Source organism: Halomonas sp. RT37 (assembly GCF_040070525.1).
Classification (GTDB): Bacteria; Pseudomonadota; Gammaproteobacteria; order Pseudomonadales; family Halomonadaceae; genus Halomonas; species Halomonas litopenaei.
The window spans coordinates 2,516,012-2,541,292 of sequence record NZ_CP098827.1; the positions used below are offsets into that span (position 1 = coordinate 2,516,012).

Below are 25,281 nucleotides of genomic sequence, written 5' to 3' on the forward strand. Positions count from 1 at the left end.
GACGCGGTCCCACCGGACAACGCCTTATGGAAAGGCGTTGGCCTGGCGGGCGCACGGCCGCCAACAGCGCTCTTTAGTCTGCAGCGCCTTCCTCGTTCTGACGGGCACGCTCGGCGGCCTGCTTGACCAGCGGCTCGAGTTCGCCGTTGTTGTGCATCTCGACGACGATGTCGCAGCCGCCGACCAGCTCGCCTTCCACCCACAGCTGCGGGAAGGTCGGCCAGTTGGCCACCTTGGGCAGCTCCGCGCGGATGTCGGGGTTGTCCAGCACGTTGACGAAGGCAAAGCGCTCGCCACAGGCCATCAGCGCCTGCACGGTCTGGGCGGAGAAGCCGCACTGCGGCAGCTGCGGAGACCCCTTCATGTAGATCAGGATGGGATTTTCGCTGATCTGGCGCTGAATATTCTCGACGGTGGTACTCATCACGGCTCCTCGTTGAAACGGGCTTGGCTTGCTCGCCCTTGCTAAGTGACGCAGACCGGGACAATGGGGGCATCCCGCCCCATTTTCAATGCGGCCCCGGCGGACTACCTCGCAGGAGGCAATACCCGATGGCCACACTCGGCCTTTGCATGGCCGCATTGTACGGCCCGGCGGCGCGTTGCGCATCCCCTCGGGGCTGGCTAGGATGGTCGTTTTTTACCTCGTTGGAGAGATGCCATGGCCACCCGCCACTTCCTGACCCTACTGGACCTGAGCCAGGATGAACTGCGCTACCTCATCCAGCGCGCCATCACCATCAAGAACGGCCTCAAGGCCCACGGCCCGACCTACACGCCGTTCACCAACCGCACCCTGGCGATGATCTTCGAGAAATCCTCGACCCGTACCCGGGTGTCCTTCGAGACCGCCATGGCCCAGTTTGGCGGGCACGCCCTGTTTCTGTCACCGCGCGACACCCAGCTGGGGCGCGGCGAGCCCATCGGTGACACCGCACGGGTGCTCTCGGAGATGGTCGATGCGGTGATGATCCGGACCTTTTCCCACCAGGGTCTCGAGGAATTCGCCGCCGCCAGTGACGTACCGGTGATCAACGCTCTGACCGACGACTACCATCCGTGCCAGCTGCTGGCCGATGTCATGACCTGGACCGAGCTGCGCGGCAGCGTCAAGGGCCGCACCGCGGTGTGGATCGGCGACGGCAACAACATGTGCCACTCCTGGATCAACGCCGCGCGCCAGTTCGACTTCAAGCTGCGTATCTGCTGCCCCGAGGGCTACGACCCCCGCGAGGATATCCTGGCCGCCGCCGGTGATCGGGTAGTGATCGAGCGCGACCCGATGACCGCCGTGGCCGGCGCCGACCTCGTCACCACCGACGTCTGGGCCTCCATGGGCCAGGAGGAAGAGCAGGCTCGTCGCGAGGCGGACTTTGCCGGCTTCCAGGTCACCGAAGCGATGCTCGACGCCGCCGCCAAGGACGTGCTGTTCCTGCATTGCCTGCCGGCCCACCGCGGTGAGGAGATCAGCGAGACCCTGCTCGACGATCCCCGCGCGGTCGTCTGGCAGGAAGCCGGCAACCGCCTGCACGCCCAGAAGGCGCTGCTGGAGTTCTTGATGCTGGGTCAGGTCAACGGCTGAGATCCTGGTCGACGTACTTATAGACTTTGGTCTAATTCGACGATTGTCGTATACTGGTCCCATCTTCTTGTTCGGGATGGGACCATGGCCCTCACCGCTGATCACAACGACACCGCCCAGCGCATCGACCTCACCGCCTTCATCGAGGACCTCTACCGCGATGGCGAGGTGCTGGAGGCGATCACCCAGCCCAGTCGCGGACTCAGCGCCGAGCGGCTCGATTCCCTGACCCGCTCACGTTCCCAGGCCTCGCGTCTGCGCCGCCTATTGCGCCAGGCGCTGGTGGCCCACAACAGCCAGGGGCGGCTGGTGCTCACCGCCACCGGACGTGAACTGGCCTTTGATCTCTATGGTGTCGGCGCCGCCGACCTTCACGCCAGCGCCTGAGGTCTAAAGCGAGCGACCGACGGTGCTGTCTGGGTGTCGCCAGCCATCAACAGCCAGGCGATAAATAGCAAGGCGGTCTTCTGACACCGGCCAGATATGCCAAGGGCGCCCAGCGGGCGCCCTTGGTGCTTCTACTATCGTTTCTTGGCCGTATCGTTTCTTGCCACTATTCGTTTTTACCAGTAGCGGTTCTAGCCAATATCCGTTTTTACCCTTGGCCTTTTCCAGCGGCGGTCGTTGCTACCTACGGCCTGTGCAAACGGCAGTCTGCAACTTGGCAGCCTGCCACTGCGTCGCCGGTGAAGGCCCCCTAAAGGCCCTCTCGATCAGGCCGCCGCGTCGGTACCTGCAGCCCCCTTCGTCCAGGCGTGGCGCTTGAAGGCGTCGTCGATGGGCGTGTCCGCCAGGTGATTCACGTAGTTCGACAGAATCTTCTGGCTCACCCCCAGCACGATGTCCAGCAGCTGCTGGCGGGTGAAGCCTGCCTCGAGGAAGTGCTCCACCACGGCCGGATCCGGACGTCCGCGATCACGCACGATGGCCAGCGTGGTCTGGCGCAGCAGTTCCAGACGATCATCTTCCAGCGGCTGCTGGTCGCGCAGCGCCTGGGTGATGGCGGGGTCCACCTTCATCATGCCGGCCACCGCCGTGTGCACGGCCACACAGTACTCGCAATCATGCTCGACGTTGATCGCCTGCCAAACCACCGTCTTCTCGGCGGCATCGAAACTCGAGGCGAGAAACAGCTCATGCAGTCGCTGGTAGGCCTCCAGCACGCCCGGCGCTTCGGCCATCACGCTATACAGGGCCGGGATCATGCCCATCTCCTTCTGCGCCTTCTCGAGCAGGGGGCGGCTTTTTTCGGGGGCGCTGGACAGATCGTGCTGAGTAAAGTCGGTCATGGGTCTCTATTCCAATACAGAGGTGAAGGGATACGTCGATGAACGTGCTACTTGGTGGCGCTCGTTGCCGAATCCTTTCCCCGCACTCTCCCTACCCTCCTCATCACGCCTGTTCTGGCACAGATTGGCAGCGACACCAAGGATGTCGCATGACGTCAACAAAACGACGCTTGGCGCCAAGTGGCAGGCCGTCATCTTCGCCACACTGCGCCCATTCACGACGAGGAGAGCATCATGAACCGCAACGTCATTCTGACCTGCGCCGTGACCGGCGCCGGCGACACCACCGCCAAGAGCGACAAGGTACCGGTCACCCCCGAGCAGATCGCCAACGACTGCATCGAGGCTGCCAAGGCCGGCGCCAGCATCGCCCACATCCACGTGCGCGACCCCGAGACCGGTGGCGTCAGCCACTCGCTGGATCACTTCCGCGAGGTGATGGAGCGGGTGCGCGAGGCCGACACCGACATCGTCATGAACATCACCGCCGGCGGTGGAGGGGACTGGATTCCGGACAGCCAGGATCCGACCCGTGGCGGCCCCGGCACCGACATCCAGACCCCGGCCCAGCGCCATGAGCCGGTGGGCGAGCTGCTGCCTGAGCTGTGCACCCTGGACTGCGGCAGCCTCAACTTTGGCGACATGATCTACGTCAACTCCGCCGACTGGCTGCGTGAACACGCCCGCCTGGTGCAGGCCGCCGGGGTCAAGCCGGAGCTCGAGTGCTTCGACCTGGGCCATGTATGGTTCGCCCGCCAGCTCCAGGCCGAAGGCCTGATCGACGGTGACCCGCTCTACCAGCTGTGCCTGGGCATCCCCTGGGGCGCCGAGGCCGACACCGAGACCATGCTGGCCATGCGCAACAAGCTGCCGACCAACGCCAACTGGGCGGCCTTCGGCATCGGTCGCCACCAGATGCCCATGGCCGCCCAAGCGGTACTGCTCGGCGGCCACGCCCGCGTCGGCCTCGAGGACAACCTCTACCTGGAAAAGGGAGTACTGGCCTCCAACGCCCAGCTGGTCGAGAAGGCCGGTCGGATGATCAACCACCTTGGCGCCAACGTGATGACCCCGGCCGAAACCCGCAAGTTCCTCAAGCTGCGCGACCCGTCCACCGGTCAGATCGCCGGCGACAGCGCTGGAGGTGATGCATGAAACAGCTATCCGTCATCGGTACCGGCGTCATCGGCAACGGCTGGATCGCTCGAGCCCTGGCCAACGGCTGGCGTGTTGCCGCCTTTGACCCCGACCCCAAGGCCGAGGCACGCACCCGTGCCTTCGTCGACAATGCCTGGCCGTCACTGGAAAAACGCGGCCTGGCCGAGGGCGCAAGCCCCGACAACCTGCGCTTTGCGACCTCGCTGGAAGCCGCAGTGGACGGCGCCGACCTGATCCAGGAAAACGTGCCCGAGCGCCTCGAGCTCAAGCGCAGCATCCTGGCCCAGATCGACGCCGCGGCGCCGCCTGAGGTGCTGATCGGCTCCTCGACCTCGGGCTTCAAGCCAAGCGACCTGCAACAGGGCTGTCAGCACGCGCCCGGCCGGGTCATCGTCGCCCACCCCTTCAACCCGGTGTATCTGCTGCCGCTGGTCGAGCTGGTCGGCGGCGAGGCCACCCAGGCCGAGCACACCGAGCGTGCCCAGGCGCTGTACCAGGCACTCGACATGCGCCCGCTGGTGGTGCGTCGCGAGATCGAAGGGCATATCGCCGATCGCCTGATGGAGGCGCTGTGGCGGGAGTCCCTGCACCTGGTCAACGACGGTGTCGCCACCACCGAAGAGATCGACGCCGCCGTGGTCTACGGCTGCGGCCTGCGCTGGTCACTGATGGGCACCTTCCTGACCTTCCATCTGGCCGGCGGCGATCAGGGCATGCGCCACATGCTGGAACAGTTCGGCCCCGCCCTGAAGCTGCCCTGGACCAAGCTCGAGGCCCCGGAGCTGACCGACGAGCTGATCGATCGGGTGGTCGAGGGCTGCGAGCACCAGGCCGCGGGTCGCAGCGTGTCCGAGCTGGATCGCCGTCGTGACGACTTTCTGGTCGAGCTGCTCGGGCTGGTCCAGAAGTACTGGCCGGAGGCGGAAGGCCTCGAGGGGCGCATCTGATGGCGCTGCTCGACACCGACGTCAAGCCTGACTGGGTCGACTACAACGGCCATATGAACGACGCCGAGTACGCCAGGGTGTTTTCCCTGGCGGTCGACACCCTGATGGAGCGCATCGGCCTCGACGAGGCCGGGCGCCACCGGCACGGCTACACCCTCTACACCCTGGAGACCCATCTGCGCTACCTGCGCGAGGCCCACCAGGGGCAGCCCCTTCAGGTCGAGGTCGCGCTGGTCGATCGTGACGCCAAGCGCCTGCATCTGTGGTTCGAGCTGTACAGCGGCGAACAGCTGCTGGCCACCAGCGAACAGATGTTGATGGGCATCGACCTCGACAGCGGGCGCCCGGGACCTTTCCCCGAGGCGGTGGACACCGCCATCGCTGCGCTGCCGGTTATCTCATCGCCCGCTCCCGAGGGACTCGGGCGGCGTATCGGCATCGTCCGACGCTGACGGCGCCATCAGCGCAGATTCGGCCAGGGAACACCAGACCATGACCATCGATGACTTCGCCGAACGTTTCCAGGCCGGGCTCGACGCCATGGCGACGATGCCGATGAACCAGGCGAGGCGCCACTACGACGAGCTCTGCGCCAGCTTCGCCGGCCCCGTACCGGCCACGATCGCAGTTACCGACGAGGTCATCGACGGCGTCGGCGTGCGCCGCTATCGACCGCACCTCGGCGCCGAAGGCGTCGTGCTCTACGCCCACGGCGGCGGCTTCACCATCGGTTCGGTAGAGAGCCACCAAGGTGTCGCCGCCGGTCTTGCCCAGGCCCTCGGGCGAGAGGTCGTCAGCCTGAACTACCGGCTGATGCCTGAGGCGTGCTATCTCGCGCTGCTCGACGACGTCGAGGTGGTCCGTCGGCGGCTTGCGCCGGTTGCCCTGGTCGGCGACAGCGCCGGTGCCCGGCTGGTGCTGGACGCCGCCAGGCGTGCTGCCGACGACAGCCCCCTGGGCCTGGTCTACCCGCTGCTCGGCACGCCAAGCGACACAAGCCTCGGACCGGACGCGCCGCTGCTCAGCCGGCAGGACGTGTTGGCGGCCTGGTCAATGATCGCCGAACAGGCTCGCCGAATCCGCGACGACCTGCCCGCCAGCCGGGCCATCGAGTGCCTCGCCGTGGAGCATGACCCGCTGACGCCCCCCTTGCTGGCAACACTGGATGAATGGCGCCGCTGCCACCACCAGGTCGGTGTGCATATGGCCGAGGGCATGTTGCACGGCGCCCTGCACGCGCGCTCGTCACTGCCTGCCATGGAGGCTGCCTGGCGAGCATTCTGCCGTGCGCTTGCCGCACATCTTGACTAGAGTCTTTTCTATAAATGCCTTGTTTTTCAAGTGCTTGAATCGACTATCCAGCACATTTTCGTCGCCTTTACCCTGCCCAACCGAGGACACCGCCGACCGCCCGCCCCTCCAAAACGACAACGAGACGCCAATGAACCAGAACATCACCACTTCGGTCGCCACCGTGGCCACCGTCATCGCCCTGATCTCCTTTGCCGCCCTCGCCCCAGGCCCCTTCCAGACGCTGCTTGACGCCATCAAGGTCAACGTCATCGGCAACTTCGGCTTCATCTTCACCTACCCGGCCTTCGCCGCCTCCATCGTCTTTACCGTGCTGATGTTCACCCCCCTGGGGCGGCTCAGGTTCGGCCAGGGAGATCCCGAATTCTCCACCCTGGCCTGGCTCGGCATGCTGTTCGCCACCGGCATGGGCATCGGCCTGGTGACCTGGGGCGTGCTGGAACCGCGCTACCACGTCGATGCCGGCCACAGCACCGACCAGGCCCTGCTGTACGCCTTCAACCACTGGGGCCTGCTGGCCTGGGCCGGCTATCTGGCGATCGGCGTGATCTTCGCTCACGCCATGTACAACCTGAACATCGACAAGCCCGCCGAGACGCTGCTTGGTGGCGGCTTTCTCAGCAAGCTCAACCTGGTCAGCCTGGTGGTATCTACCGTCATCGGCCTGTCGCTGACCTTCTCCTACGCCACCGATCCGCTCAAACAGAGCCTCGAGCAGTTCTTCGGCATCGACGCCAGCCCCACCCTGATCATCCTGGTGCTGTCGCTGTTCGCGATCGCCTCCAGCGCCTCGGGACTCCAGCGTGGCATCAAGTGGCTGAGCAACTACAACACGCTGTTCGCCCTGTTTCTGATGGTCAGCGTCTTCGTACTGACCTCACCGCTGGACATCCTCGGCACCTTCACCCGACTGTTGCCGGAATACCTGGTGAAGTACCCGGCGATGGCGACCGATATCGGCCTCGGCGATCCCGAGCACAAGGCCTGGCTGGCGGACTGGCTGTACGCCTTCGAAGCCGCCTGGTACGGCTGGTTTGTGTTCACCGGCGTATTCATCGCGCGTATCTCGAAGGGCCGCACCCTGCGCCAGCTGGTACTGGGGGTGATGCTGGTGCCGAGTCTGTTCTCCTGCCTGTGGTTTACCACCTTCGGCCTCGGCGGACTCGAGACCGGCTCCGAGGACGTCTTCGCCCTGATGGCGACCCTCGACAGCCATGGCGTGCTGTCGGCCGTCCTGGCGCTCAACATCCTGCTGTTCTTCGTCACCAGCGCCGACTCGGCGGGACTGGTCTGCGAGATGCTGACGGTGCGCCGCTCACGAGCCTTCTGGATCGTTGCCATGGCCGCCCTGGCGGTGGTGATCAACTGGCTGGAAGGCGACATCTTCAAGGTCATTCTGACCCTGATCTCGGTCGCCGCCGTGCCTGTCGCCTTCGGAATCTTCGCCCTGGTCGCCGCCTTCCTGGTGCGCATCCGAGGCAGACACGATGATCTGAGCGACAGGCAGGGCCAGGACTCCTGAGCCGCATTGTCGAGTGCCACCCCAACGACCAACGCAGACAGGGCCTGTAAACAGGCCCTGTCTGCGTCATGACCAGGTGTGGTTGGCGGACTTACGTCCAGGGGCTAGCGTCGGCAGACGCCGGCCCCTTCACGCTAGCTCTGGGATGCTAGCTCAAGGGCAGTTCCATCAGAACTTGCCCAATTCGGCCTCCAGCGGGAACATCGCCGCCGACAGCTCGCCTACCGTCATCACCGGAGACTCCGGCGCCTTGGCCGTCGGCCAGGCCTCGAGCAGCCCGTCGTAGCCCTCGACCAGGGCATCGTAGGCACCCGCCTGACGGAACATGTCGGCGTGGCGCTCCAGCGACTCCCGGGCGGTCAGCACAAAGCCACGACCGTCCTGATACTCGACCACGTTCTTGAACTCGCCGTCATCCACGGCTTCTTCGTACTCGTGCAGCGCGGTCTTCAACAGCGCCAGCTGGACCTTGGCCTGAAAGCCCGCATCCTGCTCGAGGCCATCGTCGACGTCGGCCATGGCCGAGAGGATGGTCTCGCGAAGCGATGCGTAATCCTGTTCGACCTCGCTCCAGTCACCGCCCTGCTGCACCTTGCCGGAGAAGGCTTCCAGCTCAGTATCGAAAGCGTCGATGCCACGGCTTTCCAGCGCAGGCGCGATGCCCGGGTACACCTCATGGTAGGGATGGCCAAAGTGGGGATAGGACGCGGTCTTGGCCCCCTCGGTGTAGAGCTCCTTGGCGACCTCAAGGTGGCCGAGCATCAGCGCGAGCTCAGTGGTGTAGACGCCAGGGTTGGCCGCGTCGACGTGGCCACCTTCGCCACCTTCGCCGCCTTCACCGCCTTCACCGCCTTCACCGCCTTCGCCACCTTCGCCACCTTCACCGCCTTCGCCACCTTCACCGCCTTCGCCGCCTTCACCGCCTTCGCCGCCTTCGCCACCTTCACCACCGGAAGACGCCGTCAGATAGGCAAAGACCGCATAGGGATCGCTGGCGAGGGAGGCACTTTCACCGCCTTCACCGCCTTCGCCGCCGTGGCCGTGCTCGCCACCTTCACCACCGTGGCCAGATTCACCACCTTCGCCACCTTCACCACCTTCGCCACCTTCACCACCGTGGCCGTGCTCGCCGACTTCGCCGCCGTGGCCGTTCTCGCCACCTTCGCCACCTTCACCGCCGTGGCCGGCTTCACCACCTTCACCGCCTTCGCCGCCGTGGCCCTTCTCGCCACCTTCGCCACCGTGGCCGGCTTCACCACCTTCGCCACCTTCACCGCCGTGGCTCTGTTCGTAGGCAGTGTCGTCCTTGTGCATATCGTCGCCATCGCCGTGATGGTCGGCCCAGGCGGCGCTGGATCCGAGCAGGATGCTGGCGCCAACGCCAATCCACAGCTTGGTACGGGTCTCTTGCGTCATGGGGTGCTCCTTCCTTCTACGTCTACTTGGGGCCAATTTCTTGTTCAGGGCTCGCGCTCGATGGAACCAGGGTCCACTTGCCGCAAACCCATGTCCGATCTGGCAATGTCTGCGCCAGTCAAACCATCAGGTGCCTGCCCACTAGACTGGCGTGTCACGAAGTGTAATGCAAACGATTAACAGTCGGGTATACTGACGGCCATTTGCGGGAGCCTCCGATGATTCTGTGTATCGACAAGGTGCTGACCGACGACCAGCTCCAGCGTATTCGCCAGACACTGGACGCCAGCGACTTTCGTGACGGACGGGAGACCGCCGGCTGGCATGCGCGCACGGTCAAGCGCAATCAGCAGGCGAGCAGCCAGGAGCCCGCCATCGCCGCCCTGCGTGACGAGGTCATGCAGACCCTCTCCGCACACACCCTGTTCCAGATCGCCGCGCGCCCGCGCCGAATGAAGCCGGTCATGTTCAGTCGCTACCAGCAAGGCATGACCTACGGCAATCACGTCGACGACGCGGTGATGCCCACCCCCCAGGGGCCGATGCGCACCGACCTGTCCTTCACCATCTTCCTTGGGGATCCGGACAGCTACGAGGGCGGAGAGCTGGTCACCGAGACCACCCAGGGCGAACAGCGCTTCAAGCTGCCGGCGGGTTCGATGATCCTGTACCCGTCCTCGACGCTGCATCGCGTCGACCCGGTCACCCAGGGGCAACGACTGGCCGCGGTGGGCTGGCTGCAGAGCCAGGTACGCCATCCTGAACAACGTGAAGTGCTGTTCGACCTCGACACCACTCGCCGCCAGATCTTCGAGCGCGACGGCAAGACCGCCGAGTTCGACAGCATCTCCAAGAGCCTGGCCAATCTCCTGCGGATGTGGGCCGAGATCTGACTTGAGTGCCGGTCAGCCGTGGTGTCGAAAGGCCTGCGGCGCGGTTCCGAACGCCCTGCGGAAGGCGCGACTGAAACTCGACGCCGAGCCGAATCCACAGCTGAGCCCGATCGCCAGCACATCGAGGTCGGTATCCTTGAGCAATTGGGCGGCACGTTTGAGGCGCAGCGACAGGTAGTAGGCACTGGGAGAGGTGCCCAGCACATCGGCAAACAAGCGCTGTAGCTGGCGACTCGACACGCGGCTGCGGCGCGCGATCTCGGCCAGCGGCAGGGGCGTTTCCAGGTGCGACTCCATCAGCGCTACCGCATCGACCAGCCGCGGCTGGTGGGTGCCAAGACGCCTGACCAGGCTCATTCGCTGCTGGTCGGTGCGCGAGCGCAGGCGGTCGTGAATCAATTGTTCGGACACGTCCACCGCCAGCGCCATGCCGTGGCGACGGGCGATCATCTCCAGGGTCATGTCCATGGCCGCCGCGCCGCCGGCACAGAAGAAGCGCCGCTCCTCCAGCAGGAACAGCTCGTCGCAGGTGCGAATCGAGGGATAGCGTTCGTTGAAGGTGGGCAGCGTCTCCCAGTGCAGGGTCACCGTATGCCCCCTGAGCAAGCCGGCCTCCGCCAGCACCACCGCGCCGGTGTCCAGCGCGCCGATGCAGCAGCCACCCTGGTCGAGCCGGTTGAGCCAGGCGCTGAGCCCGTGGCCGATCCACAATTCCGGATCGAAGCCGCTGCATACCGCCAGCCACGGCAGATTGCGGACGTCTTCCATGGGGTGGTCCACCAGCAGGGTCATGCCGTTGCTGGCGGTCACCGGCCCTCCGCCCAGCCCGATCAGCGTCCAGTCATAAAGAGCGCGACCGGCGATGCGGTTGGCGATGCGCAGCGGCTCCACCGCCGAGAAAAACGCCATCATCGAGAACTGCGGCAGCAGCAGAAAACCCAGCCGCTGTTCGGCCTGCTCGATTTCACCGGCGCTCGCCTCCAGGCGTTGACCACTGAGCTCTACCATCGCTGTCCGCCTCCTTACCGACGCCCGTGACTGCGGCGCAGCATAGCATGAGGATATCGACGATAACGTCGAAAGGCTGAGTAGAGTGGGGCCGCGCCTCCTGGCTGGCCGTGTCTCGCCTGCGCCCTGAGTTGAGGGCAGCGCACGACGGTGGCACCCTTGCAGCGCGGTGTGGACCGGGCCGATCGTGAATCCGCTGTCGCTGGTGCGCCGATACCCGAACCACCGATCCTGGCGCGGCCAGCGCCGTCCCGCCCCCGCCATCCATGAGGCCACCATGCGTCTGACCTACCAGGGCCCTGTCCCGGAACCCATCGGCTTTCTGCTGCTGCCGCGTTTCTCCATGGTGGCGCTGTTCTCGGCCATCGACCCCTTGCGAATCGCCAATCGTCTGGCCGGACAGCCGCTGTTTCGCTGGCACCTGATCAGCCGCGACGGCGAGCCGGTCACCGCCAGCAACGGCATTCCCCTGAGCGTCGAGCATGACCTGGACAATGCCCCCTGGCTCCCTAGTCTGGCGGTGTGCGCAAGCTTCGAGCCGATGGCCGCGGTGGACCAGCCGCTCAAAGACTGGCTGACGCAGCGCCGGGACCAGGGCGCCTGTCTGGGGGCGCTGGACACCGGTGTCTTCTGCCTGGCCGACGCCGGGCTGATCGAGGACACCGTGACCTTGCACTGGGAAAGCCTGCCCGAGTTTCGCCGTCGCCATCCCGACATCGAAGCGGTGGAGTCGCTCTACGAGGTCGGCCCGGTCGGCTTCTACGGCGCCGGCGCCAGCGCCTCCATTGACCTTGCGCTGGACACCATCCGCCGCCGCCACGGCGATGCCCTGACCCGGCGGGTCAAGCAGCAACTGGTGCACGACCATCGTCGCCTGCCGGCCAGTCGCCAGCGTGACGCCAGCGAATTCGAGCGACTGCCCGAACGCCTGACCAGGGTCATCGGCCTGATGGACAGCCACCTGGAATCCCCCTTGGCCATCGCCGAACTGGCCGTCCAGATCGGCCTGTCGGAGCGTCAGCTCGAGCGCGACTGTCAGCACCACCTGGCCCGTACCCCGAGTCGGCTGTATCTGGAGCGCCGCCTGGCGCTGGCCCACCATCTGGTGACCAGCACCCGTCACGGCGTCATGGACATCGCGCTGGCCAGCGGCTTCGCGTCCGCCTCGAGCTTCACCCGCGCCTTTCGCCAGCACCACGGCGCCAGCCCCCGGGAGCTAAGACGACGGCTCCTTTAACACTGGCCTACCATCTTCGAGCTTCACCCGCGCCTTTCGCCCGCAGTCGACAACAACTCGGCGCCAGCCCCCGGGAGCCAAGACGACGCCTCCTTTGACAGCAACGTGAAAACCACAGCACGCATTGAATGTCGGATTCTGCACGATACCTGTCGATTTATGCACGACTTCGGTGCTGCCTGACAGGCAAGCTGGTCCCCACTTGAGCGCCAGTCGGCGCTGCCATCCATGACGCACAGCGCGGGCGCTGCCATCCGTGACGCACCACGCGCCCGTCCCAGCTTCGACGGAGTCCCGATGAACCAGCCACAGCACACCAGCGAACACCAGCAGTCCGCCTCGGTCGATCTACCGCGCACCCCGGACTATGACGCCTGGCCGATCGAGGTGCCCATCGCAAGCGTTGCCTCGACGCCAAGGGTGCTGACCGTGAACTGGCAGGACGGCCGTGTCAGCCGCTATCACAGCGTCTGGCTGCGCGAAAACGCCGCCGACGACAGCACCATCAATCCAGCGACAAGGGAGCGCATCCTCGATCTGTCGAGCCTGGACGCCTGGCCGGAAATTGCCCAAGCGACGCTGGACGCCAGCGGCGCCGTCGAACTGCTGATGACGCCGGAACAGCGCAGCCTGCGCTTTCACCCCGGCTGGCTGAGAGCCCACGACTACGACAACACCGAAGATCCGCTGGCGCCGCTGGTACCGGTCGAGACCTGGCTCGGCGGCCAGGACAAGGAACCGGTCACCCTGGACGCCGGCGGCTGGACCGCGACCCAGGCCGACAGCCCCGAAGAAGAGACGATCCTGGCCCCGGCGCTCGACGCGCTGCTGCGCCACGGCCTCGTGCGGCTGCGCGGCCTGCCCACCGAGCCCGGCACCCTGGAGAACATCGCCGAGCGCTTCGGGCCGTTGCGGGCCACCAACTTCGGCACCCTGTTCAACGTTCGCGCCAAGCCGGACCCGGACTCCAACGCCTACACCTCGATTGCCCTGCCGCCCCACGTGGACCTGCCGACCCGCGAGTACCATCCCGGTCTTCAGTTCCTGCACTGTCTCGAGAACAGCGTGGCCGGCGGCCAGGCGGTAATGCTCGATGGTTTCGCGGTGGCCGAGGCCCTGCGCGAGGAAGACCCCGAGGCCTTCGCTACCCTGACTCGCGTCCACTGGCGCTACGCCAATACCGCCAAGACCACCGACTACGTCTGGCACTCGCCGATGATCGTGCTCGATGAACAGCAGCAACTGCTCGAGGTGCGCATCGCCGACTTCCTGCGCGGCCCGCTGATGACCGATTTCGACCAGGTCGAGGAGGCCTACCGGGCACTGATGGCGCTCCAGCAGCGCCTGCGCGAGCCCCGCTTCGCCCTGCGCTTCACCTACGCCCCCGGCGACCTGGTGATCTTCGACAATCGCCGCCTGTTGCACGCTCGTGACGCCTTTGAAGGCGACTCCGGCCACCGCTGGCTGCAGGGCTGCTACCTCGAGCGCGATGAGGTGCGCTCGCGCTATCGCATCGTCCAGCGCCGTCGCCGCGAGCGGGAACTGGGCGAGGCCGGACAGGCCTAGCAGCGATGCAAGGCCACCGGCTAGCCTTCCGCCGACGCCGGTGGCCGCAGCCCACGCCGGGCGGTCACGCTCGGCGCCTCGCCAAAGCGCTTGCGGTAGGCCCTGGAGAAGTGCGCCAGGTGGCTGAAGCCCACCGCCACCGCGGCCTCGGTCACCGCAATGCGACTGTCGGCCAGAATGCGCTGGGCCTGGTCCAGCCGCATGTTCAGATAGCACTGCTTGGGCGTCTCGCCGAACTCCTGCACGAATAGCCGGGTCAACTGGCGCTGGGACAGGCCCGCCAGACGACAGACGTCGGGAATCGGCAGCGCCTGGGCGAGATTGGCCTCCATTACCGCCAGTGCGCGCAGCACCCCACGCGGCAGCTCCCTGGGCGAAGCCCGATCCGCTACCCAGCCGGTGCTGGCCCCAGCCCTCCCTGCTGCTTGCTGCGATGTTGCGGCTCCCCTCGCCTCCGCTGGCCGCGAATGCACGATCTGTCGCCCCACCGCCTCGGCCAGCGAAGGACCATAAAGGGTCACGATCCACTCGAGCATCATGTCGATGCTGGCGGCGCCGCCGGAGCCGGTGAGACGTCCGCCTTCCCAGACGTAGCTGTCCGCTCGCACTTCCAGCTCAGGGAACTCCTCGCGAAAGGCCGGCACGCTTTCCCAGTGCAGCGCCACCGGATAGCCCTCCAGTACGCCCGCCCTGGCCAGGATAAAGGGGGCGGTGTCCACCCCCCCATGCCAGACGCCATGGGCCGCCAGTCGCTTGAGCAGCGCCAGATCCTCGGCACCGATACAGGCTTCCGGCTCATAGGACGACACCACCATCAGACGCCCCTTGGACGCCAGCCCCTGGTACCAGTCGGCCTCGGTAACCTCCGATAGACGTCCATCGACGTCGATGCGTACGCCATTGCTGGCCGTCACCGCCTCGCCATCGGCGGACAGCAGGCGCCAGGCAAACAGATCCCGACCAAAACGGTTGGCCACCCGGAGCGGCTCGAGCAGGCAGAACAGCGTCAGCATCGAAAACTTGGGCACCAGCCACACGTCCAGGGTGTGTTCGGCCTGGTCGGGCGACAACAGCGGCGGCGAGTCCGGACGCGGATAGGGATGGCTGTCGGGCCAGCGGGCCTCGCTGTCTTCCGAGCGGTTGGCACGGCGGTTGGCGTGGCTGTTGGCGTGGCTGTCTACGTCACTGTGCAGGTGGTGATCAACGTCCGACATGGGGCGAATTTTATCAATCCTATGGCGAATTTGATCAAATTGTATCCCAAATAGCACAGTAACCTGTAGCCCAGACAGCGACGCCAGGTGTCGAACCGCCCTTCCTCGACCTGGTGAACCTTTTACAACGCCAGACCGATCGAATCCGGAGAGAGCCTCGACGATGACCCAGCAGACGCCCCCGCAACTGACCGATGACGGCCGCCAACTGGCGCTGACCCTTGGTGAAGGGCATCACCGTCTTGATGCCTTGTGGCTGCGCGAACGCCTGCCCGATGCCGAGACCCTGGACCCCCAGACCGGGCAGCGTCTGATCGAGGCCGCCGAACTACCGCTGGATCTGACCCTCACCCAGGCAGACGTCCAGGATGAGCGGCTGGTCGTGGCCTTCTCCGATGGCCATCGAGGCAGCATCACGATCGACGAGCTCGAGGATGCCGTGCGCTGCCAGCGCTTGGATGACAACGCCTCACGGGTGTATTGGGACTCGACGCTCGCCACACCCCCGAAGGCCAGCTTCGAGCAAGCACTGGAAAGCGATCCGGCGCTGCTCGATCTGCTCGACCAGCTACATCGCTTCGGTTTCGTGCGCGTCACGGATGTACCGGTCAGCGAAGACGGCATGCAGCCGCTGATCGACCGTATCGGCCCGCTGCGCCGGACCAACTGGGGCGGCATCGCCGACGTCAAGTCGGTGGCCAACGCCTACGACCTGACCATGACCCAGCGTGGCCTCGAGCCGCACACCGACAACCCCTATCGCGATCCGATCCCCGGTTACATCTGGCTGCACTGTCTGACCAACGCCGCCGATGGTGGCGACAGCACCCTGGTGGACGGCTTCGAGGCCGCTCGACGCCTGCGTCAGCAGGATCCCGACGCCTTCGCCTGCCTGACCGAGGTGACCCCGCGCTTTCGCTACCACGACGAGACCACCCGTCTGGAGAGCGAAGGTCCGCTGATCGAGCTCGACGCCCGGGGCGAGGTGACGCGGGTACGCTACTCCAACCGCACCGAGCGTATCGACCTGATGGACAGCGCCCTGCTGCGTCGCTACTACGCCGCCCGCAAGGCCTTCTACCAACTGATTCGCTCGTCCGAGCTTACCCTCGAACTCAAGCTGTCCCCTGGCGAGATGCTGATCATGGACAACTACCGCCTGCTGCACGGGCGTACCGCCTTCCAGCTCGAAGGCGGCGTACGCCACCTGCGCCAGGGCTACGTGGATCGCGACAGCACCGCCAGTCGACGCCTGTTGCTGAAGGATCGGCTCAAGCCCGCACACGACTCGGAAGCCCGTACCGCCGACAACCTCCCACGAACCACCCAGGGGGCCAGCGCATGAGCACCAGCGATCTCGCACTGACCCAGGCCCGCTTCGCGCGCTTTGACCAGAGCACCGCCGACGAGTGGCGCCTGATCGACCGGCACTTTCGTGCCTACCAGAGCGACGCCTGCCGTCGTGTGCTCGCCCACCTGGAGCGACTCAAGGGCGACACCCACGGCTATCCGGTGGACCGCTACGAGCACTGTCTGCAGACCGCCACCCGCGCGCTGCGTGACGGCGCCGATGAAGAGACCGTGGTCTGTGCCCTGCTCCACGACATCGGCGACGACCTGGCCCCGGCCAATCACGCCGAGATCGCCGCCGCCATCCTCGAGCCTTTCGTCGACCCGCTCAATGTCTGGATGATCCGTCACCACGAGCTGTTTCAGGGCTACCACTACCGCCACTTCTTCGGCCAGGATCGCCACGCCCGTGAGGCCTATCGCGACCACCCGGCCTACGCCCGCACGGTGCGCTTCTGCGACGACTGGGACCAGACCAGCTTCGACCCCGACTACGACACCCTGCCACTGGACGCCTTCCTGCCGATGATCGAAAACGTCATGGGCCGCGAACCCTTCGGCGGCCTGCCGAGCGTGGTGGAGGACAGCGACTCGAGCCCCGAGCCCCAGGCGAATGCCCAGGAGGCCTGCCGATGACCACCTGCGCCCAGCGCCTGATCGAGCTGCTCGAGGCCCAGGGAATCGACACCGTCTTCGGCATTCCCGGCGTGCACACCGTCGAGCTGTACCGGGGCCTTGAGCATTCGCGACTTCGCCACGTCACGCCACGCCACGAACAGGGCGCCGGTTTCATGGCCGACGGCTACGCCCGGGCCAGCGGGCGACCCGCCGCCTGCTTCATCATCACGGGCCCGGGCATGACCAATATCGCCACCGCCATGGGCCAGGCGCTGGCCGATTCGGTGCCGATGCTGGTGATTTCCAGCGTCAATACCGTGTCGACGCTTGGGCGCGGCCAGGGCCGTCTCCACGAGATGCCCCATCAGGGCCAGACCCTGGCCGGGGTGGCGCGCTTCAGCCATACCCTGCTCGATCCCGAGGCGCTGCCCGAAGTGCTGGCCCGCGCCTTCGCCGTGTTCCAGGGCGCACGCCCGGGGCCGGTGCATATCGAGATCCCCATCGATCTGTTCGCCGCCCCGGTCAAGGCACCGATGCCTGCGGCGATGCGCGTCTTTCCCCCGGCGCCAGCGCCCCAGGCCGTCGCGGCCGCCAGCCGACTGCTGGGCGAGGCACAGCGCCCGCTGGTACTGGTGGGAGGTGGCGCCTGCGCCGCCGCCACCAGCGTCACCGCCCTGGTCGAACACCTGGACGCCCCCACCCTGACCACCATCAATGCCCGCGGGCTGCTCGGTGCCGACCATCCGCTGGACCTGGGCGCCACCGCCAGCCTGCCGGCGACACGCCGACTGGCCCGGCAGGCCGACGTCATCCTGGCCCTTGGCACCGAACTCGGCGAAACCGACTACGACCTGGTGTTCGACGACAGTTTCAAGCTCGAGGGCAGCCTGATCCGAGTCGATCTGGACGCCGAGCAGCTGGCGCGCAGTCACATCGCCGACCTGGCCCTGGTGGCCGATATCGGGCTGACCGCCGAGGCCCTGCTGGTCGCACTGGAACGCGGCGAAGATGAAGGCCGGCCGCAACGAGAGGGCGGTCGCGAGCGCTGCGAGCGCGTGCGCCACGAGCTGGCCCTCGCCGATGACCCGGAGCTCGCGCGGTATCGGCCGCTGTTTGCCACCCTCGACGAGGTGCTGCCCGAGGCGATCATCGTCGGCGACTCCACCGGCCCGGTGTACGCCGGCAACGTGGTGGCCAGGCGCCCGGCGCCACGTCGCTGGTTCAACGCCGCCACCGGCTTCGGCACCCTGGGCTACGGCCTGCCTGCGGCCCTGGGCGCGGGGCTGGCACGACCGGATCTGCCGGTGGTGGCGCTGGTCGGCGACGGCGGCCTGCAGTTCGTGCTGGGAGAGCTAGCCACCGCCCGGGATATCGCCCTGGAGGCCGACCGCGCTCGCGCCGAGCAGGGGGCAATCGACCGTGATTCGAGCGATGCGGCCTGCGCCGACACCGCCCTGGCAAGGCCCTTGGCGATCCTGATCTGGAACAACGACGGCTACGACGAGATACGCCGTTACATGAGCGCCGACGGTGTGGCTCACGTGGGTGTCGATCTGGCGCCTCCGAACTTCGCTGCTCTCGCCCAGGCCTTCGACTGCCGCTATCGTCAGGCCGCCAGCGCCGACGACCTGGCGTCGGCGCTTTCAAGCCTGAATGATGCCGGTTCACCGCTGATCGTCGAGATCGACGCCCTGGCCTGGTGTCGCCAGCTCGAACACTGAGGCAGGACGCCGGCACCGAGCGGATCGACGGCGTCCCGACCATGCATCACTTATGCATCCATAAAATAACGAAGGAGTTCCCCGTGACTCGATGTTTCTCGCACAAGCCCCGTTCCATCGCCCTGGCAGCCGCGCTCGGCCTTGCCGCCGCCTCCGCCCAGGCCGCTGACCGCGACGATGAGCTGAGCCTGGTCGTCCCGCCCTGGCCCGGGGTCACCGTCAAGAGCGAGATCCTGGCGCAGCTCGTCGCGCCCCTGGGCTACCAGGTCGAACGCCAGGAGCTCAGCTCCACGGTGGGCTACAAGACCCTGACCACCGGCGACAGCGACGCCTTTCTGGCCGGCTGGCTGCCGGCCCAGCAGGAAAGCTACGACGCCGCCATGGCGGCGGACGCCATCGTCGATCTAGGCAACAACGTGACCGGCGCGCGCATGGGATTCGCCGTGCCCGGCTACGTGGCCGAGGCCGGTATCACCGACGCTTCCCAGTTGGGCGAGGCGCAGAACGCCGAGCGTTTCGAGCACACCTTCTACTCGATCGAAAGCGGCTCCACCGTGACCGACTTCATCCACGCCGCCATCGACAGCGACACCCACGGGCTCGGTGACTGGGAGGTCATGTCCTCCTCGACCCCGGGAATGCTGAGTGAGGTCAAGGCGGCGGTGAACGAACAACGCTGGATCGTCTTCTACGGCTGGACGCCTCACTGGATGATCCCCGAGTACGACGTGCACATTCTCGACGACAGCGAAGGCGTGTTCGGCCCCGACAACGGCCGCAGCGACGTCAAGACCATCGTCGCCAGCGAGTTCGCCGAGGCCAATCCCAACCTGACCCGACTGCTCGACCAGTTCGTGTTCAGCGCGCATGAGCAGAGCGAGTTCATCAAGGCCTTCAGCCTCGAGGAGCGTGACCTCGATGAGGTCGCCCGAGAGTGGCTCGAGCAGCATCCCGACAAGCGCGCTGCCTTCCTCGAAGGCGTCACCACCCGCGACGGCGATGACGCCCTGGCCGCCCTGGAGGCGAGCCTGTGAGCGAAGACAGCCGCCAGCAGCGCATCCGCCGCGACCTGGCCGCCGCCTACCGGCTGATGGCCATGGATGGCATGGATGACGGCATCTCGACCCATATCTCGGCACGAGTCGCCCCGGGGCGTTTCCTGCTCAATGCCTTCGGTCTGCGCTTCGAGGAGGTCACCGCCGACTCTCTGGTGACTGTCGACGAGCACGGCCAGGTGCTCGACGATCCCACCGGCCTCGGCATCAACCCGGCCGGCTTTACCATCCACAGCGCCATCCACGCGGCGCGTCCCGACGCCCACTGTGTACTGCACTCCCACAGCGTTGCCGGGGTCGCCGTGTCCTGCCTCGAGCAGGGCCTCGCACCGCTGAACCAGTGGGCGATGCAGTTCTATCGGCGCATCGGCTATCACGACTACGAGGGCATCGCCCTCGACCTGGACGAGCGCGAACGGCTGGTGCGTGACCTCGGCGAGCACATGAGCATGATCCTGCGCCAGCACGGCCTGCTGGTGGTCGGCGAAAGCGTCGGCGACGCCTTTCTGCGCATGCGCGACCTGGAGCGCTCCTGCCAGGCCCAGCTCGCGGCCCAGGCCACCGGGGCGGCGCTGGTCAGCGCCAGTCCTGAGCTTTGCGAAAAGGTCGCCCGCCAGTACGACGACTGGGCCGCGAGCCCCCAGGGCACCGAGCTTGCCTGGCGGGCGGAACTGCGCCGCCTCGGCATCGATGCTCCCGCCGCTTCCGACAACAAGGACCCTTCACCATGAAAGTCTCCGCCCTGACCCAACGCATCGCCGGCGAAGGCGCCGCGGCCTGGGACATCCATGTGCGTGCGCTGAAGCGCCAGGCCAGCGGTGAAGACATCACCGTACTGTCGGTGGGCGATCCCGACTTCACCACCCCCGCCCCGATCATCGAGGCGGCCAAGCAAAGCCTCGACCGCGGCGCGACCCACTATGCCGACGTCCAGGGCAAGGGTGAACTGCGCGAAGCCATCAGCCGCCACTATCGTCGCCATCAGGGTGTCGAGGTCTCCCCCGAGCGGCTGATCGTGATGGCCGGCGCCCAGTGCGGGCTCTACGCCACCGCCCAGTGCCTGCTCGATCCAGGCGACGAGGTGATCGTGCCGGAGCCAAGCTACGTCACCTACGAGGCGGTGATCCAGTCGACCGGTGCACGACTGGCCCGAGTGCCGCTGCGGCCAGAGGCCGGCTTTCGACTCGACGTGGCCGATATCGCCGCCGCGATCACCGACAACACCCGGGCGATCCTGCTCAACAGCCCCCACAACCCCACCGGCCAGTCGATGACCCGGCAGCAGTGGGAGCAGATCGCCGAGCTGTGTCACCGCCATGACCTCTGGCTGATCTCCGACGAGGTCTACGCCGAGCTGATCTTCGAGGGCGAGCACCACAGCCCGCTGGCGCTGCCCGACATGGCCAATCGCAGCGTGGTGATCTCTAGCCTGTCCAAGTCCCACGCCATGACCGGCTGGCGGCTGGGCTGGGTGGTCGCGCCCGAGGCGCTGATCGAGCACCTGGACAATCTGGCGCTGTGCATGCTGTACGGCTGCCCGGACTTTATCCAGGACGCGGCGATCACCGCGCTCGACAGCGACCTCCCCGAGCTTGCCACCATGCACGCCGCCTACCGCGAGCGCCGCGACAGCGTCTGCCGCGCCCTCGACGGCGCCGACTCGGTCAAGGCGATCTGCCCGGACGCCGGCATGTTCGTGATGGTCGACATCCGCGCCACTGGTCTGTCATCGGCCGAGTTCGCCGATGGCCTGCTCGACGAATGCGGCATCTCGGTGCTGTCCGGCGAGGCCTTCGGCCCCTCGGCGGCTGGCTTTGTGAGGCTGAGCCTGACCCAGCCCCCGGAGCGCCTGAGTCGCGCCGCAACACGGCTTCGTGAGTTTGCCGATGCCTGTCTTGTCACCAGCCCCTGAGTCGCCTATGCCACCATCCGTCACCACCAGCGACGACTTGAGCCCGACCTCCCCCGTGGTCGAGGCTCGTCACCTCGTTAAGCGCTACGGGGACACCAGCGTGCTGCGCGACGTCTCCCTGAGCGTCGCCGAAGGCACTGTGACCACCATCATCGGCGCCAGTGGCTCCGGCAAGAGCACCCTGCTGCGCTGCATGAACCTGCTGGAGCGGCCCCAGCAGGGCAGCCTGTCCATCGCCGATGAACGCATCCGCTTCACCGAGCAGGGCCCCCGCAGCAGCCACACCGACATGCCGCTCAGTCGCCATCAACTGCAACGCCTGCGCGGCAAGGTCTCCATGGTATTCCAGCAGTTCAACCTCTGGCCGCACCTGACCGTGCTCGGCAACGTCAGCGAGGCCCCGGTGCGGGTCAAGGGAATCTCACGCAGGAAGGCCAACGCCCTGGCCGCCCACTATCTGGAGCGCGTCGGCATGGCCGAGCGCGCCGACGCCTACCCGGCGTTTCTCTCCGGTGGCCAGCAGCAGCGTGTGGCCATCGCCCGAGCGCTGGCCATGGAGCCCGAGATCCTGCTGTTCGATGAGCCTACCTCGGCGCTGGACCCGGAAAGGGTCAACGAGGTGCTGGGGGTCATCCGCGGCCTGGCCGACGAGGGGCGCACCATGCTGATGGTGACCCACGAGATGGCCTTCGCCCGGGAGGTATCCGACCAGATCGTGTTCCTCGACCGCGGCGTCGTCGGCGAAGCCGGCCCCCCCGAGCGCATCTTCGAACACAGCGACAACGAACGCTGCCGGCGCTTCATCGCCCCCGCAGCTTGACTGCCAGTCACACAACAACCAGGAGTTCCCATGACCGTATCCCATTCCCTGCGCCCGTCAGCCGACCTCGCTCGTCGCCTTGCCCTGGGCGTCGCGCTCGCCACGACCCTCGGCGCCGCCACCATCGGCAGCGCCCATGCGACCGACCAGGCAGCCAACCAGGACGCTGGCGAGCCCCTCAAGATCGGCATCTCCGCCGAACCCTATCCGCCCTTCACCTACACCTCCTCCGACGGTGACTGGACCGGTTTCGAGGTGGAACTGGCATCGGCCATCTGCGACCAGATGGGCCGTGAGTGCGAGATCACCCCGACCGGCTGGAGCGGTATCATCCCCTCGCTCAAGGCCGGACGCATCGACATGATCATGAACTCCATGTCGATCACCGAGAAGCGCCTGCGAGTCATCGACTTCAGCTCGCCCTACTACTTCACGCCCGGTGCCTACGTCGCCGCCCGCTCACTGGACATCGAGCCGCCCGAGGGCCTGGACGGCAAGGTGCTGGGGGTGCAGAGCGCCACCACCAACGCCACCTACGCCCGTCGCGCCCTGCGCGACAGCGGCGTCGACATCCGTCTGTACGACCAAGCCGAACAGGTCAATCGCGACCTGCTCTCCGGCCGCCTGGACCTGATCCTGGCCGACGAGATCGCCATGACCGAGCTGGTCGAACGCGATGAAGCCGCCGACTTCGAGATCAAGGCCACGGCGCCGCACCACGAGGCCTACGGTGAAGGCGTCGGCATCGGCCTGCGCCAGGAGGACGACGCCCTGACCGAGGACGTCAACGCCGCCATCGAGGCGGTCAATCAGCAGGGCATCTGCAGCGAGCTGTCCGAGCGCTACTTCGGCACCGACGTCTGCGTGGGCTAGGGCCTGTACGAAAATGTCTGCGCTCGTGTGAACGACGCTTCTGCCTGAGGCCGGGGCCTGGGCGAACGCCGGCAACAGCCGCCGGATGCGCACCAGGCCCCCTGCCATCGCGACTTTCACCCACGACGAGAATGCCCCATGAACAACGCTTCTCAGGAGGGGCTGGCCGACTGGGCCGGACCGATCCTCGACGGCGCCCTCACCACCCTGCAGATCGCCTGCCTGGCCTACGCCATCGGCGTGCTTCTTGGCTTTGTCGGAGCCGCCTGCCGGCTGTCTCGACACGCCTGGCTGCGCGGAATCGGCGGCGCTTATTCCACCGGCGTGCGTGCGGTGCCGGAGCTTTTGCTGATCATCCTGCTTTACTACGCCGGCTCCCAGGCCCTGACCGCTGTGACCAACGCCCTGGGCCTGCCCGGACAGGTCGCCATCAACGGCTTCGTCACCGCCGTGGGGGTGCTGGCCTTCGTCCAGGGCGCCTACATGACAGAGGTGTTCCGCGGCGCCATCTCCGCCATCCCCAAGGGCCAGCTCGAGGCCGCCGACGCCTTCGGCTTTTCCCCCTGGGCACGCTTTCTCCACATCACCCTGCCGGCGATGCTGCCCAACGCCCTGCCAGGGATGTCGAACCTCTGGCTGATCCTGATCAAGGACACCGCCCTGATCAGCGTGATCGGCTACAGCGAACTGTTCTTCACCATCCAACAGGCCGCCGCCAGCACCCGTGCGCATTTTCTGTTCTACGCCGCCGCCGGTGTGCTCTATCTGATGATGACGCTGTCGTCCAACCTGGTCTTCGCGCTGATCGAGCGCCGGGTCAGGCGTGGACAGCCCCAGAGCCGGGAGACCTGACATGGACTTCAGCTGGTTGAGCGACCCTTTCTATCAGGAATACCTCATCGAAGGCCTGATCAATACCCTGTGGCTGCTGCTGGTATCGGCCATCGCCGGCCTCACCCTGGCCGTCGGCATGGCCATGGCACGCATCAGGGGCCCCCGACCGCTGGCCTGGACGGCCACGGCGGTGACCTCGGTCATTCGCGGCACCCCATTGCTGGTGCAGCTGTTCTTCTTCTACTACGGCGTGGGTCGACTGCTGGAAGGCATCCCCGGCATCCAGGACAGCATCTTCTGGGGCTTGCTGCGCGACCCGTTCTTCTACGCCACCCTGACCTTCACCCTCTCGGTCGGCGCCTACAGCGGCGAGATCCTGCGCGGCGCCCTGCTCAGCGTACCGCCAGGCGAGCGCGAGGCCGGGCGGGCCTTCGGCCTCAGTCCGTTCCAGGTATTCTGGCGTCTGTGGCTACCCCGCGCGGTACAGTTGTGTCTGCCCACCCTCTCCGGCGAGATGATCCTGCTGCTGAAGTCGATCCCGCTGGTCTCGACCATCGCCATGATGGATCTGCTCCAGGCGGCCAACATCATTCGCGACGAGACCTTCCTGACCTACGAACCGCTGCTGCTGATCGCCGCCGTCTATCTGTTGCTGACCATCGTGCTGACGCTGTGCCTGCGTCAGGTCGAGCACCACTTCCCGGGGGTACAACCGGTACGTCGCGCCTGGCGCCCCTTTGGACAACCTCGTCGGGTGTAAAGGCGCTTCGCCATCCGCACCGGCATCGACGCCCATGTCGATGTGACCTTCCCGCCTTTCCTGTGCCGGCAATGGACCACCATTTGCTGGCACACCTCTGTCGATGCCCCTCTACCAGATGCAGGCTCACGGTTGCCCGCCCCGCCAACCAGGTAATCGTCTTTGCGGGCCGCCTGTGATTTGCGTTGATTTTTG

The 25,281-nt window shown here is 66.4% G+C and carries 25 protein-coding genes; 20 read left to right on the forward strand and 5 right to left on the reverse strand.

Annotated elements, in window-relative coordinates; all coding sequences use genetic code 11:
* Positions 1–73 precede the first annotated feature (73 nt).
* On the reverse strand, positions 74–424 hold the full coding sequence (grxD, locus tag NFG58_RS10655) for a Grx4 family monothiol glutaredoxin (protein ID WP_045994792.1): 351 nt from the start codon (positions 422–424) through the stop codon (positions 74–76).
* A 237-nt stretch (positions 425–661) separates the two neighbouring features.
* Between grxD and argF the strand changes: the two genes are divergently transcribed.
* Positions 662–1,582 (forward strand): ornithine carbamoyltransferase, encoded by a 921-nt coding sequence (gene argF / locus NFG58_RS10660; RefSeq protein ID WP_045994793.1) that lies wholly within the window; start codon positions 662–664, stop codon positions 1,580–1,582.
* 84 nt (positions 1,583–1,666) lie between these two features.
* Positions 1,667–1,969 carry a hypothetical protein gene (locus NFG58_RS10665; RefSeq protein ID WP_348826444.1) on the forward strand — a complete coding sequence of 101 codons (303 nt, stop codon included), beginning with the start codon at positions 1,667–1,669 and terminating at the stop codon, positions 1,967–1,969.
* Positions 1,970–2,295: 326 nt separating this feature from the next.
* Here the strand turns inward: NFG58_RS10665 and NFG58_RS10670 are convergent, their stop codons facing one another.
* Complete coding sequence (locus tag NFG58_RS10670) at positions 2,296–2,871, reverse strand: carboxymuconolactone decarboxylase family protein (RefSeq protein WP_348826445.1); 576 nt, start codon at positions 2,869–2,871, stop codon at positions 2,296–2,298.
* 234 nt (positions 2,872–3,105) lie between these two features.
* Between NFG58_RS10670 and NFG58_RS10675 the strand changes: the two genes are divergently transcribed.
* The 5 genes from NFG58_RS10675 to NFG58_RS10695 all read left to right on the forward strand — a co-directional run bounded on the left by NFG58_RS10675 (position 3,106) and on the right by NFG58_RS10695 (position 7,809).
* Complete coding sequence (locus NFG58_RS10675) at positions 3,106–4,026, forward strand: 3-keto-5-aminohexanoate cleavage protein (RefSeq protein WP_108133355.1); 921 nt, start codon at positions 3,106–3,108, stop codon at positions 4,024–4,026.
* On the forward strand, positions 4,023–4,976 hold the full coding sequence (locus NFG58_RS10680; RefSeq protein WP_213227967.1) for an L-carnitine dehydrogenase: 954 nt from the start codon (positions 4,023–4,025) through the stop codon (positions 4,974–4,976). Before NFG58_RS10675 ends, NFG58_RS10680 begins: the two co-directional genes overlap by 4 nt.
* Positions 4,976–5,428, forward strand: coding sequence for a thioesterase family protein (locus tag NFG58_RS10685; RefSeq protein WP_108133353.1), 453 nt, complete (start codon positions 4,976–4,978; stop codon positions 5,426–5,428). Before NFG58_RS10680 ends, NFG58_RS10685 begins: the two co-directional genes overlap by 1 nt.
* A gap of 40 nt (positions 5,429–5,468) precedes the next feature.
* Complete coding sequence (locus tag NFG58_RS10690; RefSeq protein WP_348826447.1) at positions 5,469–6,287, forward strand: alpha/beta hydrolase; 819 nt, start codon at positions 5,469–5,471, stop codon at positions 6,285–6,287.
* A gap of 130 nt (positions 6,288–6,417) precedes the next feature.
* Entirely contained in the window at positions 6,418–7,809 is a 1,392-nt protein-coding gene (locus tag NFG58_RS10695) for a BCCT family transporter (protein ID WP_045994800.1), read from the forward strand.
* Positions 7,810–7,977: 168 nt separating this feature from the next.
* On the opposite strand, the gene NFG58_RS10700 is transcribed toward NFG58_RS10695, so the two are convergent.
* A complete protein-coding gene (locus tag NFG58_RS10700; RefSeq protein ID WP_348826449.1) occupies positions 7,978–9,225 on the reverse strand; it encodes a hypothetical protein in 1,248 nt (415 codons plus the stop codon).
* 218 nt (positions 9,226–9,443) lie between these two features.
* Between NFG58_RS10700 and NFG58_RS10705 the strand changes: the two genes are divergently transcribed.
* Positions 9,444–10,118: a Fe2+-dependent dioxygenase gene (locus tag NFG58_RS10705; protein WP_045994549.1), complete on the forward strand. Its 675-nt coding sequence runs from the start codon at positions 9,444–9,446 to the stop codon at positions 10,116–10,118.
* A 12-nt stretch (positions 10,119–10,130) separates the two neighbouring features.
* Here NFG58_RS10705 and NFG58_RS10710 read toward each other — a convergent pair whose 3' ends face one another.
* Positions 10,131–11,126 carry a GlxA family transcriptional regulator gene (locus NFG58_RS10710; protein ID WP_045994548.1) on the reverse strand — a complete coding sequence of 332 codons (996 nt, stop codon included), beginning with the start codon at positions 11,124–11,126 and terminating at the stop codon, positions 10,131–10,133.
* A 277-nt stretch (positions 11,127–11,403) separates the two neighbouring features.
* Here NFG58_RS10710 and NFG58_RS10715 point away from each other — a divergent pair, with 277 nt between their 5' ends.
* A complete protein-coding gene (locus NFG58_RS10715; RefSeq protein ID WP_348826451.1) occupies positions 11,404–12,363 on the forward strand; it encodes a GlxA family transcriptional regulator in 960 nt (319 codons plus the stop codon).
* A 297-nt stretch (positions 12,364–12,660) separates the two neighbouring features.
* Complete coding sequence (locus tag NFG58_RS10720; RefSeq protein WP_108450131.1) at positions 12,661–13,929, forward strand: TauD/TfdA family dioxygenase; 1,269 nt, start codon at positions 12,661–12,663, stop codon at positions 13,927–13,929.
* Positions 13,930–13,949: 20 nt separating this feature from the next.
* Here NFG58_RS10720 and NFG58_RS10725 read toward each other — a convergent pair whose 3' ends face one another.
* Positions 13,950–15,143 (reverse strand): GlxA family transcriptional regulator, encoded by a 1,194-nt coding sequence (locus NFG58_RS10725; RefSeq protein WP_348826453.1) that lies wholly within the window; start codon positions 15,141–15,143, stop codon positions 13,950–13,952.
* A gap of 163 nt (positions 15,144–15,306) precedes the next feature.
* Here NFG58_RS10725 and NFG58_RS10730 point away from each other — a divergent pair, with 163 nt between their 5' ends.
* The 10 genes from NFG58_RS10730 to NFG58_RS10775 all read left to right on the forward strand — a co-directional run bounded on the left by NFG58_RS10730 (position 15,307) and on the right by NFG58_RS10775 (position 25,086).
* Positions 15,307–16,488: a TauD/TfdA family dioxygenase gene (locus tag NFG58_RS10730; RefSeq protein ID WP_348826455.1), complete on the forward strand. Its 1,182-nt coding sequence runs from the start codon at positions 15,307–15,309 to the stop codon at positions 16,486–16,488.
* 17 nt (positions 16,489–16,505) lie between these two features.
* Positions 16,506–17,129: an HD domain-containing protein gene (locus NFG58_RS10735; RefSeq protein ID WP_348828127.1), complete on the forward strand. Its 624-nt coding sequence runs from the start codon at positions 16,506–16,508 to the stop codon at positions 17,127–17,129.
* Complete coding sequence (locus NFG58_RS10740) at positions 17,126–18,832, forward strand: 5-guanidino-2-oxopentanoate decarboxylase (protein ID WP_348826456.1); 1,707 nt, start codon at positions 17,126–17,128, stop codon at positions 18,830–18,832. The genes NFG58_RS10735 and NFG58_RS10740 overlap by 4 nt, the downstream gene beginning before the upstream one ends.
* 122 nt (positions 18,833–18,954) lie before the next feature.
* Positions 18,955–19,866, forward strand: a complete 912-nt coding sequence (locus tag NFG58_RS10745) for an ABC transporter substrate-binding protein (RefSeq protein WP_231498688.1) — start codon at positions 18,955–18,957, stop codon at positions 19,864–19,866.
* Positions 19,863–20,618, forward strand: a complete 756-nt coding sequence (locus NFG58_RS10750; protein ID WP_222569465.1) for a class II aldolase/adducin family protein — start codon at positions 19,863–19,865, stop codon at positions 20,616–20,618. Before NFG58_RS10745 ends, NFG58_RS10750 begins: the two co-directional genes overlap by 4 nt.
* Entirely contained in the window at positions 20,615–21,799 is a 1,185-nt protein-coding gene (locus NFG58_RS10755; protein WP_348826457.1) for a pyridoxal phosphate-dependent aminotransferase, read from the forward strand. Before NFG58_RS10750 ends, NFG58_RS10755 begins: the two co-directional genes overlap by 4 nt.
* Before the next feature lie 7 nt (positions 21,800–21,806).
* Positions 21,807–22,619, forward strand: coding sequence for an amino acid ABC transporter ATP-binding protein (locus NFG58_RS10760; RefSeq protein ID WP_108133341.1), 813 nt, complete (start codon positions 21,807–21,809; stop codon positions 22,617–22,619).
* A gap of 30 nt (positions 22,620–22,649) precedes the next feature.
* Positions 22,650–23,492 carry a transporter substrate-binding domain-containing protein gene (locus NFG58_RS10765; RefSeq protein WP_348826458.1) on the forward strand — a complete coding sequence of 281 codons (843 nt, stop codon included), beginning with the start codon at positions 22,650–22,652 and terminating at the stop codon, positions 23,490–23,492.
* A 138-nt stretch (positions 23,493–23,630) separates the two neighbouring features.
* Positions 23,631–24,344, forward strand: a complete 714-nt coding sequence (locus tag NFG58_RS10770) for an ABC transporter permease subunit (protein ID WP_348826459.1) — start codon at positions 23,631–23,633, stop codon at positions 24,342–24,344.
* Position 24,345: 1 nt separating this feature from the next.
* Complete coding sequence (locus tag NFG58_RS10775; protein ID WP_348826460.1) at positions 24,346–25,086, forward strand: ABC transporter permease subunit; 741 nt, start codon at positions 24,346–24,348, stop codon at positions 25,084–25,086.
* The last annotated feature ends 195 nt before the right edge of the window (positions 25,087–25,281 follow it).

What these genes read in the sequence shown, in the direction of transcription:
- grxD (WP_045994792.1), bottom strand. Translation starts at nt 424, where the DNA reads ATGAGTACCACCGTCGAGAATATTCAGCGCCAGATCAGCGAAAATCCC.
- argF (WP_045994793.1), top strand. Translation starts at nt 662, where the DNA reads ATGGCCACCCGCCACTTCCTGACCCTACTGGACCTGAGCCAGGATGAA.
- NFG58_RS10665 (WP_348826444.1), top strand. Translation starts at nt 1,667, where the DNA reads ATGGCCCTCACCGCTGATCACAACGACACCGCCCAGCGCATCGACCTC.
- NFG58_RS10670 (WP_348826445.1), bottom strand. Translation starts at nt 2,871, where the DNA reads ATGACCGACTTTACTCAGCACGATCTGTCCAGCGCCCCCGAAAAAAGC.
- NFG58_RS10675 (WP_108133355.1), top strand. Translation starts at nt 3,106, where the DNA reads ATGAACCGCAACGTCATTCTGACCTGCGCCGTGACCGGCGCCGGCGAC.
- NFG58_RS10680 (WP_213227967.1), top strand. Translation starts at nt 4,023, where the DNA reads ATGAAACAGCTATCCGTCATCGGTACCGGCGTCATCGGCAACGGCTGG.
- NFG58_RS10685 (WP_108133353.1), top strand. Translation starts at nt 4,976, where the DNA reads ATGGCGCTGCTCGACACCGACGTCAAGCCTGACTGGGTCGACTACAAC.
- NFG58_RS10690 (WP_348826447.1), top strand. Translation starts at nt 5,469, where the DNA reads ATGACCATCGATGACTTCGCCGAACGTTTCCAGGCCGGGCTCGACGCC.
- NFG58_RS10695 (WP_045994800.1), top strand. Translation starts at nt 6,418, where the DNA reads ATGAACCAGAACATCACCACTTCGGTCGCCACCGTGGCCACCGTCATC.
- NFG58_RS10700 (WP_348826449.1), bottom strand. Translation starts at nt 9,225, where the DNA reads ATGACGCAAGAGACCCGTACCAAGCTGTGGATTGGCGTTGGCGCCAGC.
- NFG58_RS10705 (WP_045994549.1), top strand. Translation starts at nt 9,444, where the DNA reads ATGATTCTGTGTATCGACAAGGTGCTGACCGACGACCAGCTCCAGCGT.
- NFG58_RS10710 (WP_045994548.1), bottom strand. Translation starts at nt 11,126, where the DNA reads ATGGTAGAGCTCAGTGGTCAACGCCTGGAGGCGAGCGCCGGTGAAATC.
- NFG58_RS10715 (WP_348826451.1), top strand. Translation starts at nt 11,404, where the DNA reads ATGCGTCTGACCTACCAGGGCCCTGTCCCGGAACCCATCGGCTTTCTG.
- NFG58_RS10720 (WP_108450131.1), top strand. Translation starts at nt 12,661, where the DNA reads ATGAACCAGCCACAGCACACCAGCGAACACCAGCAGTCCGCCTCGGTC.
- NFG58_RS10725 (WP_348826453.1), bottom strand. Translation starts at nt 15,143, where the DNA reads ATGTCGGACGTTGATCACCACCTGCACAGTGACGTAGACAGCCACGCC.
- NFG58_RS10730 (WP_348826455.1), top strand. Translation starts at nt 15,307, where the DNA reads ATGACCCAGCAGACGCCCCCGCAACTGACCGATGACGGCCGCCAACTG.
- NFG58_RS10740 (WP_348826456.1), top strand. Translation starts at nt 17,126, where the DNA reads ATGACCACCTGCGCCCAGCGCCTGATCGAGCTGCTCGAGGCCCAGGGA.
- NFG58_RS10755 (WP_348826457.1), top strand. Translation starts at nt 20,615, where the DNA reads ATGAAAGTCTCCGCCCTGACCCAACGCATCGCCGGCGAAGGCGCCGCG.
- NFG58_RS10760 (WP_108133341.1), top strand. Translation starts at nt 21,807, where the DNA reads ATGCCACCATCCGTCACCACCAGCGACGACTTGAGCCCGACCTCCCCC.
- NFG58_RS10765 (WP_348826458.1), top strand. Translation starts at nt 22,650, where the DNA reads ATGACCGTATCCCATTCCCTGCGCCCGTCAGCCGACCTCGCTCGTCGC.
- NFG58_RS10770 (WP_348826459.1), top strand. Translation starts at nt 23,631, where the DNA reads ATGAACAACGCTTCTCAGGAGGGGCTGGCCGACTGGGCCGGACCGATC.
- NFG58_RS10775 (WP_348826460.1), top strand. Translation starts at nt 24,346, where the DNA reads ATGGACTTCAGCTGGTTGAGCGACCCTTTCTATCAGGAATACCTCATC.